The organism is Jannaschia faecimaris (genome assembly GCF_900107415.1).
Classification (GTDB): domain Bacteria; phylum Pseudomonadota; class Alphaproteobacteria; order Rhodobacterales; family Rhodobacteraceae; genus Jannaschia; species Jannaschia faecimaris.
Map to the genome: position 1 here is coordinate 1 of NZ_FNPX01000018.1, position 16,030 is coordinate 16,030.

Annotated in this window: 12 protein-coding genes and 1 pseudogene; 7 read left to right on the plus strand and 6 right to left on the minus strand. The window is 55.6% G+C overall.

What is annotated here, in order from left to right:
* Positions 1–232: hypothetical protein (locus tag BLV27_RS19590; protein ID WP_211605528.1), on the plus strand; the 232-nt coding region annotated here is incomplete at its 5' end.
* Positions 229–1,035, plus strand: coding sequence for a M48 family metalloprotease (locus BLV27_RS15580; protein WP_170831478.1), 807 nt, complete (start codon positions 229–231; stop codon positions 1,033–1,035). The genes BLV27_RS19590 and BLV27_RS15580, both read left to right, overlap by 4 nt.
* 598 nt (positions 1,036–1,633) lie before the next feature.
* Here BLV27_RS15580 and BLV27_RS15585 read toward each other — a convergent pair.
* Complete coding sequence (locus BLV27_RS15585) at positions 1,634–4,087, minus strand: HYR domain-containing protein (RefSeq protein ID WP_092647434.1); 2,454 nt, start codon at positions 4,085–4,087, stop codon at positions 1,634–1,636.
* Between the two features lie 774 nt (positions 4,088–4,861).
* Positions 4,862–5,258 (minus strand): annotated as a pseudogene (locus tag BLV27_RS15590) (IS481 family transposase); the annotation flags it as partial.
* Positions 5,259–5,670: 412 nt separating this feature from the next.
* Here BLV27_RS15590 and BLV27_RS15600 point away from each other — a divergent pair.
* Positions 5,671–6,828, plus strand: a complete 1,158-nt coding sequence (locus tag BLV27_RS15600; protein WP_092647436.1) for a glycine cleavage T C-terminal barrel domain-containing protein — start codon at positions 5,671–5,673, stop codon at positions 6,826–6,828.
* 31 nt (positions 6,829–6,859) lie between these two features.
* On the opposite strand, the gene BLV27_RS15605 is transcribed toward BLV27_RS15600, so the two are convergent.
* On the minus strand, positions 6,860–7,621 hold the full coding sequence (locus tag BLV27_RS15605; protein ID WP_092647437.1) for an IclR family transcriptional regulator: 762 nt from the start codon (positions 7,619–7,621) through the stop codon (positions 6,860–6,862).
* Between the two features lie 74 nt (positions 7,622–7,695).
* On the opposite strand from BLV27_RS15605, the gene BLV27_RS15610 reads away from it, so the two are divergent.
* From BLV27_RS15610 to BLV27_RS15625, 4 genes are all read left to right on the plus strand, one after another.
* The gene (locus tag BLV27_RS15610) at positions 7,696–9,051 is read left to right on the plus strand and encodes a selenium-binding family protein (protein ID WP_092647438.1); all 1,356 of its coding nucleotides are present in this window, start codon (positions 7,696–7,698) and stop codon (positions 9,049–9,051) included.
* Entirely contained in the window at positions 9,048–9,416 is a 369-nt protein-coding gene (locus BLV27_RS15615) for a 2Fe-2S iron-sulfur cluster-binding protein (protein WP_092647439.1), read from the plus strand. Before BLV27_RS15610 ends, BLV27_RS15615 begins: the two co-directional genes overlap by 4 nt.
* A 1-nt stretch (position 9,417) precedes the next feature.
* Complete coding sequence (locus tag BLV27_RS15620) at positions 9,418–9,882, plus strand: CoA-binding protein (protein ID WP_092647440.1); 465 nt, start codon at positions 9,418–9,420, stop codon at positions 9,880–9,882.
* Between the two features lie 198 nt (positions 9,883–10,080).
* The gene (locus tag BLV27_RS15625; protein WP_092647441.1) at positions 10,081–11,964 is read left to right on the plus strand and encodes an SLC13 family permease; all 1,884 of its coding nucleotides are present in this window, start codon (positions 10,081–10,083) and stop codon (positions 11,962–11,964) included.
* 691 nt (positions 11,965–12,655) lie between these two features.
* On the opposite strand, the gene BLV27_RS15630 is transcribed toward BLV27_RS15625, so the two are convergent.
* The 3 genes from BLV27_RS15630 to BLV27_RS15640 are packed head-to-tail and all read right to left on the minus strand — an operon-like array spanning position 12,656 to position 16,023.
* Positions 12,656–13,651 carry a type II secretion system F family protein gene (locus tag BLV27_RS15630; protein WP_092647442.1) on the minus strand — a complete coding sequence of 332 codons (996 nt, stop codon included), beginning with the start codon at positions 13,649–13,651 and terminating at the stop codon, positions 12,656–12,658.
* 12 nt (positions 13,652–13,663) lie between these two features.
* Positions 13,664–14,641 (minus strand): type II secretion system F family protein, encoded by a 978-nt coding sequence (locus BLV27_RS15635; RefSeq protein WP_092647443.1) that lies wholly within the window; start codon positions 14,639–14,641, stop codon positions 13,664–13,666.
* Positions 14,638–16,023 carry a TadA family conjugal transfer-associated ATPase gene (locus BLV27_RS15640; RefSeq protein WP_092647444.1) on the minus strand — a complete coding sequence of 462 codons (1,386 nt, stop codon included), beginning with the start codon at positions 16,021–16,023 and terminating at the stop codon, positions 14,638–14,640. The genes BLV27_RS15635 and BLV27_RS15640 overlap by 4 nt, the downstream gene beginning before the upstream one ends.
* Positions 16,024–16,030 lie beyond the last annotated feature (7 nt).

The window sequence follows — 16,030 nt, forward strand, 5'->3', positions numbered from 1 at the left end:
TTGGGGGATTTTTGCGTTTGGGGGGCTTCTTTGGGTGCGCTTGCGGCCCAGAGCGGACCTTTGCGTTTGTAGCAGCGAAGGGCAGCTTCGAGCCCGTATTTACCAAACTCTGAAGATTGCACGAACGGCAGCTATCTGTTGGCTCTGCTTTTATCTTAAAAGAATTTTTGTCGCTGAAAGCGGCTTACGAGTCCAAAAATCGCCCTCTTTGCCTGTTATTGTTTTCTTATGATTGAGAAGCCCCGGCCAGCCGTTGACAGATTGTTGAGAGGTATTTCGACCGATCATGTTGAAACTGTTCGGGATGCATGGCGGGAAATGCTGAAAGAAGGTGCGACCTCAGTCAGCCAAATTCAAGGAAAACTGGCCTCATCTGCATGGGCTGAGAACCCTCGCGGACCTCTGGCCAAATACTTTGGTGTATTGCTTTCCATTCTTGATGAACTGGACTCTTCTGCTTTTGAAAAGGAAGTCGAGAGGCTACGAAAGAGCAAATTACATCCCATGCATATTAAGACGTTGGACCTTCTTTCGTTGCGCACTCTAGATGAACCTGCAACTCGTGTTGCCGGCCAAATACCTGTATTTGTTGCCTCTGATATAGTTGATCGTTCTGTGGTCGTCAGAAATATCGAAACTTGGAGCAACACAAAGGGCCTATCGCTAGACAACGTGACCCGAATAGATGTCATCGCGCGTCGCCCAGAGCTCGATTATCTGGGACTGTACAATTTGTTCTTTTCCGGGATCATTCTGACATGGCCCGCCAGCAAAGCTGGCGGTGTCAGGCTTTGGTGGTGGTGCCTAGAAGCAGAATTTACGTTCTACCATGAAGTCGGGCACCACGTATCTAGGCACATAGAGGGTGGACAAGTGGCTGAACAGGAAAAGGAAGCAGACGAATACGCCCGTTCAATGATGCGCAGTTCGAGGCCGGTCTCAACGTTGATTGGCAGAACGCTGCTATGGCCGCTCAGGCTCTTGTTAGAGCGCCTGAGCGCATCGTCCCGTCGAGCCGGAGTTGATACTACCTAGCTAAAAACGCCGAATGCAGACATTTGCAGAACAGAATTCGACGGATGCTTTGGTCCGCATGGCTGACTTTCGCAAGTCGCGTAGCTGAGGTCCGCTTTCCGCCCAAACTCGACGTTCGCCTGCCTGTCCTTTGCAATAGGCGCTTCGGGTAAGGAGGGCGGGAACCTGTCCTTAGCTTCTCCATGCCCCAAGGGCAGCACGATGGGGCTAAGCCTTCGTCGGGTGTCACCATGTTTCGGCCGTGCCCTTGGCAAGAAACTCACAGTCTGGCCTGATCAATTGAGCACCGTCATCACACTCGACATGTCGACTTTGGGGCCGAGGGCCTCCACCACTCGCGCGTTGAGGTCAGACTGTCCGCCCCCCAAAAACTGAGTTTCTCTGCCATGACCGGGAGGCGCTTAAGGGTGGTTTGTTTGAGCGAGAACTCTCTCAATCATAGATCTGCCGCTGAAGCCGGAGTCTTCTCTGAGCATTGAGGCAGCTTCCTGCAACGTCACGTACCCGCCACGGGATGCACCAATGCCGCTGATGTTATTGTCGTGGATCAACCTGAGAAACGCGACCTGACCGGAAAGGGTGGCCAGCGGCACCTTGATCAGAACTTCAGCAAGAACCCGGTGCTCAACGAGATGGCCTCGTAGTCGTTGTCACCGAGCCCGTCATACCTGAGTCCGTAATCCACCATTCCGCGATCACCGACGGCAACCGTGCCACCAAAGCCGACACGTCCTCGCAAACCGCTTTCAACTGTTGACGTGCTGGCGACTTGGCTACCGGCATTGAATGTATAGATACCATCGAATTCAACATAGGTGCTGTAGCTGCCCATTGGATCGCTCCAGGTGAAGCGCGAACCGAGTTCGACATCACCCAGTTGGGTGGTCTGGGATGCAATCTGAACTCCTAGTGAATCGATATAGGCTTCTGAGGTCTCTTCGAAGTAATTGATGGAGATATTGGGCTGAATATTCAGGTTCCCGCGATTGCTACTTCCAAAGAGGCCGATCGATGCCAGCCAGCGTTCGGTCATGAACTTGTCCGTGTAGGTCCCCAGGGGCGACACCTCATTCGTGGCTTGGCCGTAGCTGAGGCTTGTATCGAAGTAGAGGTCTTCGCCTACACGCGCAGTGTAGTAAGGGCCGACCATCCAGCCAACGCCGGTGGTTGTTGAGACAGCGCCGATGACGTCCTCATGGATTGAGTCGACCTGGACTCCGAAGCCCAGAATCGCATTCTGCCCAAGCCGATGGTCAGCGCCTGCATGCAGGATGCCGAACTGACCTTCGCCATAACCGGTTTCATAGCGGGTGAAGCTGGCTTCGAACCAAACGTCCCAGTCCGACCTGGCGGACATCGGATCTTCGCTGGCGCTGGTCGATGCAAACGACAAATCAATCCGATTCCGTGTCACTTCCAAACCGATGGGCGTTCCTCCAGGGGTGAGGGCGTTTCCGAAAAAGGACAGCTGGTTCTGGTCGCCCTCACCGTTTATCCGCCCGATGCGGCGATTTTGATCGGGCCGGTTGCCCATGATCAGCTGCGCACGCGTTTGGATGAAGTTCGCGATCTGGTCGCCCGTCTGTCCAGCGACATTGGCCGATTGCAGTGTACACGTATAGGTCTCTCCGCGGGCGAAGCTCAAAGCTAAGGACTGGGTCGCGGTATTGACGGTGCCACTAGCCGAACTGCAACTGGCCGAGGTCACCGCAAAGCCTGTCGGGAGGCCATAGGTTACCGTGTAGTTACCTGGTACGACCTGCAAAGGACCAGAACTGCCGGTCCCACCAATGACCGAGACGGCAGTGTTGAAGGCCGCCGTGGCGGAAGAGAAGGTGACCGTTCCATTATCTGGCGAGTTCACAATGAATGTGACAGTGCCCGGTGGGATCGTTGAAACCGTGACGTTAAATTGCAACGTTGTCGTCAATCCTGTCGGATCTGTTGCCGTGAACTCGACCAGCGTTGTGCCTACGGGGAAAGCACTGCCCGACGACGGCCCACGCGTTTGCGTAACATCAACCGTTCCAGAATTGTCCGAAGCGGTTGGTGTCGAGAACGTAACGACAGCACTTGTCTGGTTGAAATCAGTTTCAACATTGATATCGGCCTGAGTAGACCCAAAGACCGGCGGATCGTTATCGGAGACGGTGACGGTGAAGCTTTTGTCATCAGTGTTGCCTGCTGCATCCGTGGCACGATGGGTGACGGTGGTCTCGCCGATTGGAAAATCGCTACCCGATGCTGGGCCTGCGATCCTCGCCACGGTAACACCCGGCACGTTATCGGTGGCTGTCGGCGTGGCGTAGGTCACGTTTGCCGTCGCAAGCCCAGGATCGGTCGACGTGCTGATGTTTGCAGTCATCGCGAGGACAGGGGCCTCGTCGTCCTGCACGGTGACGAAGAAGGAGGCGATTGCGCTATTGCCCGCCCCGTCGAATGCGGTGCAGGTCACTGACGTCGCGCCTAGGTTGAAGGTCGAGCCAGACACGGGCGAACACCCCGAGGATGTTACGCCGACATTGTCGTCATAAGTCGGCTCGGTCCAGCTAACCACCGCAGTGGCGACGCCGGCGTCGGTCGATTGCGTGATGTCAGACGGCACGTTTGTGATCGTCGGCGGTGTAGTGTCAGCAGGTGCCGGCGGATCGTACGTAGACTGCACCGGTGCCGAAATAGTGGTTGGAGTGCCACTTTGACTCGTCATCTCGACCACAATTGTTGTGGCCAGAGGCGAGGTGTCGGACGCGGATGTGGTGTAAGTTCCGGAACAAGATCCTGTTGTATTAAGATTTCCGCTGGTCTGCGGGGAACACGTATAACTGGTGACGAACCCACCCGTGCCAGTCGCGGAAACCGAACCAAGGGTTTGGTTGCCCGTGCTCCAATTGGCTGTGAATGTAATGACAGTACCGGCACCACTATATGAACTGGGAGACGCACCGCTACTGGTAATGAATTGCGCCGATGCGGCACCCACCCAAAGTACCGAAAGAGTGGACATCAGCACAGCCTGAGTCCCGCGCCTCACTTTTGTTCGGATGCGCGCCATTGCAAGGTTGCTGGATCCGGCGGTTCCAACTGGTTGCGCAAGCAGGCGGGACGCACAGACAGCGGTTGCCTTCGTGGCACGAACTGTCGCGCGACCGGAGCATGTGACTAGCTGAAACACCACTGAAATCCCCCAAAAGGAAAATAGACTAATATCTTACGCCGTTCTGGGGAACTCGGAAAAACAAAAAGAAAAAGGCCGTCAACGCATAACCCCACCCCATCGCTAGCAGTCAAACCTGCCGGACCAGAAAGTTAATTCCGTTTATTACCTGCTATCCTCGACACTTGTTGCTGTCTAACCACAGGCTTGAAAACTGAGAAAAGTAATCTCCTTGCGGTCTCCGGGCTCACCGCTCCGATCATCGAAGTAGGCGAGGGGTGAAGCGGGCGAGACTATGAAGGTGCTGCTCCGCATGCGCTATTCATTGCAGCAGAGGGGATTGCTGACACCCCTCATGTAGCGGACGTTGCCGTATGTCGTAGCGAATGACCGCTTCCCGCCCATCGCAGACCTTTGAGCCATGCGCGGTGAACGTCGGTAACCAGCTTGGACCTTTGGGTTTATGGACGGTACCTCATGGCCTTGCGCCCTGTCGCCATGCGTGGTCGGGGCTTTTTGCGTTCGGTCGCAATATGGACGTAGTGAATTTCATGGCTGACGTGGAGGCGAAGGGATTGATCCGATCTGAGGATGCAAGCCTAGCGCTTGAACCTCTGGCGCTTTGGTTTGTCCGCTGCCCGGCAGTGCATTGCGCAGCAATGTGCGAGAGGGGCCTTCGATATCAGGCAAGCGGGATATGCCATGCCGCTGAAGACATCGATGCAGCGCCGACCCGTGTCAGGTGCGGGATCGACGGTTGCAAGGCATAGAGGCAGTCGTCGAGAGGCAGCAGCGTATGGCGTCGAAATGCCACGACTGCTGCCTCCTCGGCCTCGGTCAGGATCGTCGAACGCGGCTCTCTCGGGCCCGTCTTCAAGTCTTCGACCGTCGCCCGTTTCCGCCACTTAGCAACTGTCTTGGGTTTGATACCCAGCTCCTGGCTCAGCGCCGTGAGAGAAGCGCCCCTCTCGGGATCATGCCTTGCATGACCCTGCCGGGCAGTCGATCGCTGTATTGCTGCTCTGACGGCGTACGTGGTTGTGGCGCTCCCGTGACGAACTTGTCCCATAGGGCTTCCTTCCATTCCGTCGAAAGGATCGCACCATCAAACGATGGGATCAAACACCAAGTGGCACCGCAATAAACGGCAGCAAGGTCTGCACAGTAATTTCTTTGGCGCGTGGAACTGTCAGGGTATGAAAACGAGCCACATCCGACTTGACGGGTCCATGGAGCCCCAATGCGATGCGCAAGGGCGGTCACGTTTTCAGTGTTGACGTTTCCAGCGTTTTTGCTGTCGTTTTTCCTCCAGATGTTTCTCCGAGCTATGCATAACGTGGAGACGGCAGGGCATAGTCTCTTGCGTGTTGCGAAAGGCTTGCAGGAGGGCTCGACCGTATCGAGGAAGAAGGCGATGCGGGGCGACTGAGTGGAAGCGCGATGGCAGCGGTTTGTTTTTCGGCCTTGGGAGGGCCTGTGAAATGAATATGATGCAGACTTTCGGCTTTGGGACGCAAATCCGAAAGTCACCTTATTTCGACGCGACGGTCCGTTGGGGTGCCACGGGCTTTTCGGTATACAACCATATGTATATTCCCCGTGATTTCGGCGACCCGGAGCAGAATTTCTGGAATCTCGTGAACACGGCAATCCTGTGTGACGTGGCGGTCGAGCGCCAGGTAGAGATCACTGGGCCAGACGCCGCGCGATTCACCCAGATGCTGACACCGCGCGACCTGTCAAGAATGGCCGTTGGGCAATGCAAATACGTTCTGATCACCAATGCGAACGGCGGGATCCTCAACGATCCGATCGTCTTGCGCCTTGCGGAGGATCATTTCTGGCTCTCTTTGGCCGACAGTGACATCCTGCTGTGGGCACAGGGCCTTGCGGTGCATTCCGGATTCGATGTCACGATCCGTGAACCCGATGTTTCGCCGCTGCAACTTCAGGGCCCACACTCCATGATGATCATGCGCGCGCTCTTCGGCGACAGCATCATGAACCTGCGCTATTTCTGGCTGCGTGAATTGGACCTGGACGGCATCCCGTTGGTCGTGTCGCGCACGGGATGGTCCAGCGAACTGGGCTACGAGCTATACCTGCGGGACGGGTCGCGCGGTGACGAGCTTTGGGAAAAGATCATGACGGCAGGCGCGCCCTTCGGGCTTCAGCCTGGGCACACCTCGACAATCCGCCGCATCGAGGCGGGCATGCTGTCCTACCATGCTGACATGGATGCCGAGACAAACCCGTTCGAGCTTGGGCTTGGCCGCCTTGTCGATCTCGACGCCGATACAAATTTTGTCGGCAAGGCCGCCCTCACGCGGATACGGGACGAAGGGATCAGACGTAAGCAGGTTGGATTGGTGATTGACGGCGCGCCGCTGACAGGGCCGAACACCGTATTTTGGAACGTCACCAAGAACGGTCAATCTATCGGCAAGGTGACGTCTGCTGTCTATTCCATGCGGCTTGGGCAAAACATTGCCTTGTCGATGATCTCGGCAGAGCTGGCAGTGCTTGGGAACGAGGTCGAGGTGATGATTGACAATCAGCCGAGGCGCGCTTCGATTGTGGATCGCCCATTTTTCGATCCGAAAAAGTCGCTAGCGACCTCAGCTGTTGCAGTGGCGTGAACGGTATTCGGTCGGCCTCAAAGCCTTGAACCTACGCTGACCTTGGGGTGCGCGACGGCGCGCCCCAAGTCAAACCGGCAGAGAGGTCGCGGGCCATCAAGATGATTTGCTGCCCGATTCTTTCGCGGTAGGCGGGCGTGAAGACGCGAGTCGACCCTGTTGCACCAACCGACATCGTGGCCCCCGGACCGGTTTGGGCCAAGGGCGCTGCCACTGAACACATGCCGTGCTCAATCTCTTCGACGCATTCAGCGTAGCCGCGCCGCCGGATGAGGTCGAGTTCTGCTTCCAAATCCGTTATCTGGGTCAGCGTGAATTCGGTATATGCTTTCAGTCGGCCTTCGAGGTTTTGCGATTGAACAAGATCGGGCGAAAAGGCGGCGACTGCCTTGGAGCACGAGCAGGCATGTAGTGGGCGCTTGCCAAGGCCCGGGTGCAGGAAAGACACGCCGGTATCCGGTGTTTCCACATGTATGATTTCGACCGCGCGACCGCGCAACCGGGATAGAAAGAAAGCTGCGCCATTCTTGGTCGCCGCCCGTCTGAGGGTGGGTGCGATCAGATCAAGCAGGGCCCGATCCGACTGATCTCTATGCGTGATACTTTTGAGGCGGTTGCCGATCGTGAAGCGGCCCTTGGCCACCGGCTCCAGAAGGCCCGCGGCGGTGAGATCCTGAACCAGGCGATACGCAGACGGTTTAGGGAGGTCGGAATGATCGCAGATCTCGGCAACCGTGGCCTCACCTTTCTGGCCAACGATCTCAAGGATCAGCGTCAAACGTTCGAGATGCATAATTTTCTCATGTACTGATAGACGATATTTCGATATTCGATAAAAATACAGGAATCAAGGGAGGGGCTTAGGCCATGGACGGAGGATGTTGCGGACCGGGCTATGCAAGTCCCGCAGAGGCGATCAAGGCACCGCGGGAGAAGCTGCTCTACACCATCGCGATCTATACCGGCACGGGGATTCAGAAGCCGGATTACTTGGCAACGGTCGATGCCGACCCCGACAGCCCAACGTATTCCGAGGTGATCCACCGTTTGGAGATGCCTGGGATCGGTGACGAGTTGCACCACATGGGTTGGAACGCCTGTTCATCCTGCCATGACGACGGATCGATGTCGCGTAAGTACCTGTTGGTGCCGGGCGTGCGATCGAACAACATTCATGTCGTCGACACCGCGACCGACCCGCGCGCGCCGCGCCTACACAAGGTAATCGATGGTGCCGAGATCAAGGCCAAGACCAATCTGTCAGGGCCGCACACCGTGCATTGTCTCGGCTCCGAGATCATCATCTCTTTCCTTGGTGACGCCAAGGGCGAAGCGCCGGGGGGATACCTTCATCTTAACAAGGAGTTCGAGATCGTTGGTCGTTGGGAGGCGTCGATGGGCGACATCCCGTTCAGCTATGATTTCTGGTATCAGCCGCGCCACAACGTGATGGTCAGCTCGGAATGGGCGGCACCGAACACGTTCATGCCCGGGTTCGATCTTGAAGAGGTTGGCTACCTGAAATACGGACGCCGGTTGCACTTTTGGGATTTCGAGAAGCGTGCGCCGATTGAAACCATGTACTTGGGCGAGGACGGACTGATTCCGCTTGAGGTCAAATTCCTCCACGACCCGGACAGCACGCATGGTTTCTGTGGTGCGGCTCTATCCACCAATGTGATCCATTTCTGGAAATCCGAGGCCGGAAAATGGGAGTGGGAGAAGATCATCGACGTCGCAAACGAACCGCACCCCGAGTGGCCCATCCCTGTGCCGGGCGTTATGTCAGCGATCCTTGTGTCGATGGATGATAAATACCTTTACCTTAACAATTGGTTGCATGGTGACATGCGCCAGTATGACATCACCGATCCGCACAATCCGAAGTTGACCGGTCAGGTGTGGATGGGCGGGCTTCTGGGCAAGGCCCCTGAGGTCAACGGGGTCAAGGTCGCGGGAGGGCCGCAGATGTTCCAGCTGTCGCTGGATGGCAAGCGGCTGTACGTGACCACCTCCCTCTTTTCGACTTGGGACAACCAGTTCTACCCCGAGATACGCACGCAAGGCGGTGTGATGGTCATGATCGACTGCGATGTCGAAAATGGCGGGATGAAGATCAACCCCGACTTCATCGTGGATTTCGGAAAAGAGCCGAACGGACCCAGCCGCTGTCATGAAACCCGCTATCCCGGTGGCGACTGCACGAGTGATATCTGGCTGTGACCTACACGCGCACCATTACCATCGAGAACCGCAGCGGCGCGACCTATGAGGTCGCGGCGCACCGCCCGCTTCTTGATGCGCTTCGCGAACAGGGGGTCGATCTGCCGTATGGCTGCAGGTACGGCGGTTGCATCACTTGCGCTGCCAAGCTGAAGTCGGGCGAAATTGATCAACGTCGTCAGGTCGCGCTGAACAATCGCCAGATCGCGAACGGTTACGTCTTGCTATGCGTGGCAAGGCCGATGACCGACTGCACGATAGAGATCGGCGTGGAAAGCCACGACAGGCTGTACCGCAACCCGTTTCTCGACCCGCTTGCCCCCCACGAACTTAAAGCCGACATCGCCAAACCGAAGGAGTCTTGAGATGCCAGACGCCGATATTGATCGTCGCTACGACTATTCACAGGAATACCTCTCCTCCATCCTGCGGTCGGTCAAAACCATCGCCATGGTCGGTGCCAGCACGGACAAGACTAAGTTCAGTTATGGCGTGCTGCGCGTTTTGCACGAGACCGGATATGACATGCTCCCGGTCAATCCCAATCCCGCAGTAACCGAAATCCGGGGTATCCCAGTCTATCGGTCGCTGCTGGACATCGACCGCCCGGTCGACATGGTCGAAGTATTCCGGCCAAAGGAAGAGCTTTACGTCATTGCCGAGCAGGCCATCGAAATCGGAGCCAAAGTACTTTGGGGGCAGATCGGCGTCTATGACGACCGTGCTGCCAAGCTGGCCGAAGATGCGGGGCTGAAGGTCGTGATGGACCGGTGCCCCAAAATCGAGCTGTTCCGCCCCTTTTGGAAGCCTCGGCTGGATCTTGCAATCTGAGATCGAGGGGAAAACGGACTATCGTCCCTGAAGATACACGTATGACATTCAGCGAACATTCGGCGAGACGTCAGACGGTGCTTTGATGGGCTACATCTAAGCAGGATTGAACCCGAACGGATCAGCACCCGGTCACGTCAATTCCGCAGTTTGGGATTTGCCACCAATCTGATAGGATTACGGTGGGAGGCGTGCAAGGTGGACACGATCAGCCTTACGTTTGAGATGTCGGTCGTACTCGGCCTACTACTGTTCACTGTTGTGCTGTTTGTCTCCGAGGTGGTTCGAATTGATTTCGCAGCCATTCTTGTCATGGTTCTACTGGGGCTGTTGAGCCAATTTCCCGGGTTGGGATCGCTTGCCGACGTCAGCCAGCTATTTGACGGACTTGCGTCCAACGCGGTCGTTTCGATCATTGCGGTAATGATAATCGGCGCAGGGCTCGACAACACTGGATTGATGAGCAAGGTCGCTGCGCTGATCATGAAGTATGGTGGCAACACTGAGGCCCGGGTCGTCCCGATCATCTCCGGGACGGTGGGCGTCATTTCATCGTTCATGCAGAACATTGGAGCTGCTGCGTTGTTCCTCCCTGTCGTCAGCCGAATATCGGTCCGCACCGAATTGCCACTGAGCAGGTTGCTAATGCCGATGGGGTTCTGTGCCATTCTCGGCGGCACGATGACCATGGTGGGGTCTTCGCCGCTCATTTTGCTGAATGACCTGATCCTGACCGCCAACCAGTCGCTTCCAGCCTCACAGCAAATGGAGGCTTTTGGTCTTTTCTCTGTGACGCCCATCGGGATCGCTCTCATCGCCTCGGGAATACTTTACTTCATGATTTTGGGGCGCTGGGTGCTTCCGGATCGTCAGAAGGACGGCGACGCAACGAGCGGCCGGTCAATGAAGGAATATCTCAAGGAAATCTATGGGTTGAAGACCGATATCTTTGAGATTTCGATCCCGGAGGGCAACACGGTTGCCGGGCAGACGTTTGATGATGTCATCCAACAATACCATATTTATATCATCGGGAGTGCCTACCAGGGAAAGACATGGTTTGCTCCGGTCATTCAAACGGAGATAACCGCTCCGTGTCGTCTGGCCGTTCTCGGCAGGGAAAAGGAAGTTCGACACATGGTGGCGGATGCCGGGTTCATTCTCCATGAGAAACTGGATGTGTTTGCCGAGGATTATGCACCGACGCGATCCGGCGTCGCCGAAGTCGTCATTCCGCCCGGCTCATCGCTGATTGGGAAATGCGCGCATGATGTGGTCTTTCGCAAGACCTACGGCGCGAGCATGCTGGCCATTCATCGCGGCGAGCAGACCCTGAGCCTTGTCGCGACAGAAGATCATGAACCGACGCAGATCGGTGAAGTCCCGTTTCGCGCGGGCGATACGCTGGTCATCCTGAGTACATGGGAGGCGTTGACGCGATTAACTCGGGACCGCGATTTCGTCGTGGTGACCACCGACTTCCCTCAAGAAGAACTGCGACCCAAAAAGGTGGGCTGGGCGTTGCTGTTCTTCGCAATTTCCCTGTTTCTGGTCCTTTTCACAGACCTGCGCCTGTCGCTCTGCCTGCTGACAGGCGCGGTCGGAATGATCCTGACAGGGGTCCTTGATATCGATGATGCCTACGAGGCCGTCAGTTGGAGCACAGTTTTCCTTCTCGCGAGTTTGATCCCCCTCGGACAGGCGGTGCAGACGTCCGGAACAGCCGCCTGGATCGCGCAGCAGGTTCTTGTCTTGCTTGATGGTTGGCCACTTTGGTCATTGCAGGCTGGAATAGCGATCATGGCAACTATTTTCACACTGATCATGTCAAACGTGGGTGCGACGGTTCTGCTTGTACCGCTGGCGGTGTCAATCGCTGTCGCTGCGGGGGGGAATCCCGCGGTTTTTGCCCTGACCGTTGCGATATCAACCTCGAACTCATTCCTTATACCGACGCATCAGGTGAACGCCCTTATCATGGGGCCGGCGGGCTACAAGGTAACCGACTTCATCAAGAGCGGCGGTATAATGACCGTCATATTCTTGGTCGTATCCCTCGTCGTATTGAATGCAATTTTCTGAAAGTTTCGAGCGGTTTTAGCGATCGCTTCGCCAGTGCGTAAACGCCGCCAATCCATGTTGGCGCTGTCTGGTTTTTAATGACCGACGGAGGTGCCCGGTTATTGAACGTCGCAGACTGCCCGCACCAAGCGAGCGGGCCGCGTCGATGCACTGGCGCGAGTTCGGGCTCATTCCCTGCACTAACTTGCTTTGGAGCCCGGACCGCGCCAACGATGGATGACCCAGCGAGTGGCGGTTCCTGGTTCAGGCCGTGACCAATGATCGCGTGAATATCAGGCGCTGTTTCCCATCCTTAACGGTCACGCTTCCCGGTGGTCCGCTCCACGTGGACGCCCTCACCAAAACCCAGCCAAGCATGGCAGAACACCCGTGGACGGCAGAAAGACAGTAATCGTAACGCCCGTTGTATAGATTAAGACGGCGACCTGCTGATCCCCATTGCGGCAACTGCAAAATGTGCGGTGCGAGTCGATATGAACGTCTGTGCTCTATGATGCTAGCTATTACTGAGCACTTTGAAGACCGGGACCGGACCGCCGCGAACGAGAAACGCACGAAGATAAATGCGATATCTTGATGCGAAAGGGGAACGAGATGTGGTGCATCTCGTATATATTTGCGATCGGTTCAACTCGAATCTCGTCCCGTCAACGAGACCCAATCTAGCTCTTCGGAGCGCCTAAAAATTCAATTATTGGACCGTCAATACGGTGGTCCATCTGATTGCGATTGGTGTTAGCATGATCAGCAGCAGGATCGGCATCATGAAGGCAGCCAGCACACCCGACATTTTTACGGGCAGCGCGTTAGCTTTCGCTTGAGCTTTCAATTCGCGATCCTGCCGCATCTCGATGGCGTAATTCTCAAGAGCCTGCGAAATCGGCGTGCCAAATTCGGCAGATTGCTGAACAACGTTCGCGAAGGACGCCATTACATCAACACCGGTTCGCCGTTCCAATTCTGCAAACGCAAGATCGCGCGGCTTACCAGCTTGAATTTCGAGCTGGAGGATCGTGAACTCTTCGGCAATCGGGCCGCAGAAGCGTCCAAACTCTTTAGCCACACGGTTCATCGCGGCATCAAAGCCCAGGCCGGCCTCGATGGCGACCTGCATAAGGTCGAGGGCTCCGGGCAATCCACGCGTGACTGCCTTACGTCGCTTCGCGACTTTCATTTGAAGCCAGGCAGATGGACTATAAAACCCTAGAACGATTAGACCAATGGAAATAAGAAATATGTGTTGCGTCTCAAGCCGGCTCATCGGTTCCAGAACCTCGGAAATTTTTGGTGGAAGTGTATGACTGAACCAGGAGGCCAGTAAAAAACACCCCGGCAGCAGGAGTGCCAAAATGGAGCGAACAACAAAAAATGTGCGTAGCGCCTTTGCCCCATGAATTCCGGCCTGGCGCAGGCGCGCAGAGACCCTGCTGCGCTCGGTTCCGGAAAGCGGAACGAAGAGCCGGAGCGCTCCTGTGGGATCATTATCCCAAGGGCGAACAATTTGACTGTTTGACACTGGTGACGCAATCGCTTGAATGCGACGCTGTTTTGAAGAAACTGCAGGCCGAAGCGCTGCAGCAATTCCCATCACTGTAATAAAAAGACCAGCGGCTACAATGGCTTGTAGAAAAACTTGCGAACCAAATGGTGCGCCGGCATTCGTCAGAAACTCATTAACACTCTCCATTTTTAATTCCCCCTAGAAATCAAAGTCTGTCAGGAGCTTCAGAATGAAGCCCTGCAAAACAATCATCACCATGATGACAATTACGACTGGCATGAATATTGGATGATCCATGACATCCCCGAAGAAACTTGGTGTCGAAGTGTGAACAACTCCGATGATGAGAAAAGGCATCATAGTAAGTATCAATCCGCTCAGCCGTCCCTCGGACGAAATGGCGTGGATCTTCTTTTTCATGAGCCGGCGGTCTCGAATAACCCGTGACAATACCAGGAGAACACGCCCCAAGTTGCCGCCGCTGCCATGCTGGATTCCGACGCAAACGCTTAAATAATGAACATCCTCACGGTCTATGCGGTCTGCGAATTCTCTAAAAGCGGTTGGCAAGTCGATGCCATGGCGAATTCGATCTTCAATGATCCCAAATTCGCTACCGATTGGATCCGGCATATCACGGGCGACCCGTCGCAATGTGACGTTGAGCGGATGACCAACGCGGAGCCCTCGAGCCATCAAGTCAAGCGCATCGGGGAGTTGTTCGGTAAGTTTGTCCAGCCGCGCTTCGGCCAGGCGATTTAAGATAGCATAAGGCAACAAATAGCTCAGCACCAGGGTCGCCAGTGCGGCAAAAGGGAGTGGCAGCCAGCGAGACGAAAAAATAAAGATCACGACAGCCAATGCGGTAAGGATGAGCATGACTGCGCCGAAGCCAAATGGCACGTTTGCGTGTGCCAGTGCCCGTTGAAATTCTGCGACCGGCCCCTTGTTGCGCGTGTTCCCAAATGCATTGTTGCGAATTAAAGCTTCCGTAATCTTTTTCTCCCCGACGCCGTCAGCAATCATCCGCATGCGCCGGTTCTTGTGTTGAATTTCGTTTGCGCTACCACTTATAACTTGCCGAAATCCTTCGAAGATCAGCAATGCACCAAAGAAGATCATTAAATAAACGATAACTTCCTCAGGAAGCAAAGAGCGGATAAATTCAATGTTCATCCTGGCACCCCATCGTATTCGAAGATCTTTTCGGGCAATTTGACGCCCGCCGAAATAAGCCTGTCCATGAACTGTGGCCGGATACCGGTATAAAGGAGCTCACCCAGTATCTCACCATCGTCACCCTTGCCGCGCTGGCGGAAGGCGAAGATCTCTTGCATCGTAATCACATCGCCTTCCATGCCATTTACTTCAGCGATACTCATCACGCGACGCTTGCCATCGCTGTGGCGGGAAAGCTGGACGATAATGTCGATCGAGGACGCAATTTGACTGCGGATCGTGACCATCGGGATATCGGACCCCATCATTGTCACCATTTGCTCGAGCCGGCCCAGTGCGTCACGCACGGTATTGGCGTGGACAGTGGTCATCGACCCGTCGTGCCCCGTGTTCATCGCTTGCAGCATGTCAAAACATTCGGCTCCGCGCACCTCTCCCACGATGATCCTGTCCGGGCGCATACGAAGGGCATTGCGAACAAGTTCCCGCTGCGTGATCGCCCCGGTTCCCTCAATGCTTGCGGGACGGGTTTCAAGCCTGACAACGTGGTCCTGTTGAAGTTGCAATTCGGCTGCGTCCTCAATCGTCACGATCCGTTGGGAGGTGTCGATGAAGGCGGACATCGCGTTTAGCATCGTAGTTTTACCAGAACCGGTGCCACCCGAGATCAACACGTTCAGCCGCGCGTCAACGAGCCCGCGCAAAACTTCACCGGCTGCCTCGGTCAAGGCACCCGCCTCGATCAATCTGTCGAGTGAATAAGGCTTGGCTGAAAATTTACGGATCGATAAAGAGGGTCCATCCACGGCGCAGGGTCTAATGATTGCGTTGACCCGGCTTCCGTCAGCCAGGCGGGCGTCGACCCACGGCTGAGATTCGTCGACCCGACGTCCCATCGACGACACGATCTTGTCGATTATCCTGAGCAGATGCCGCTCATCGCGAAACCGGACCTGCGTTCGCTCAAGCTTGCCAAATCGCTCGACATAGACGTTTTGATGGCTATTCACCAAGATATCGTTGATTGTCGGATCAGCAAGCAACGGCTCAAGTGGACCGAGGCCGGTCACTTCAAAAATCAGCTCTTCGATAAGTAATTGCATGCGGTCTGCAGGTAGGGTGCGGCCCTGGTCCGCCAAAAGATGTCCGACAAGACCGGCGATCTGTTTTTTAAACTCAGCGGCATCCATCTTCTCGATAACGGACAAATTCAGTCGATCCAGCATCGCCTCATGTAACGTGCTTTTCAGCTCCAGCCAGTTTTGGAGTTCCAAGTCAATTCCCGGCATCGGCGAAATGTCCTTCTTCGCCTTCTCAGGCTTCAGTTGGACGACATTCGGGACGTTACTTGTTTTACGGCTAAGGTAATCGGAGAACATGTGTGAA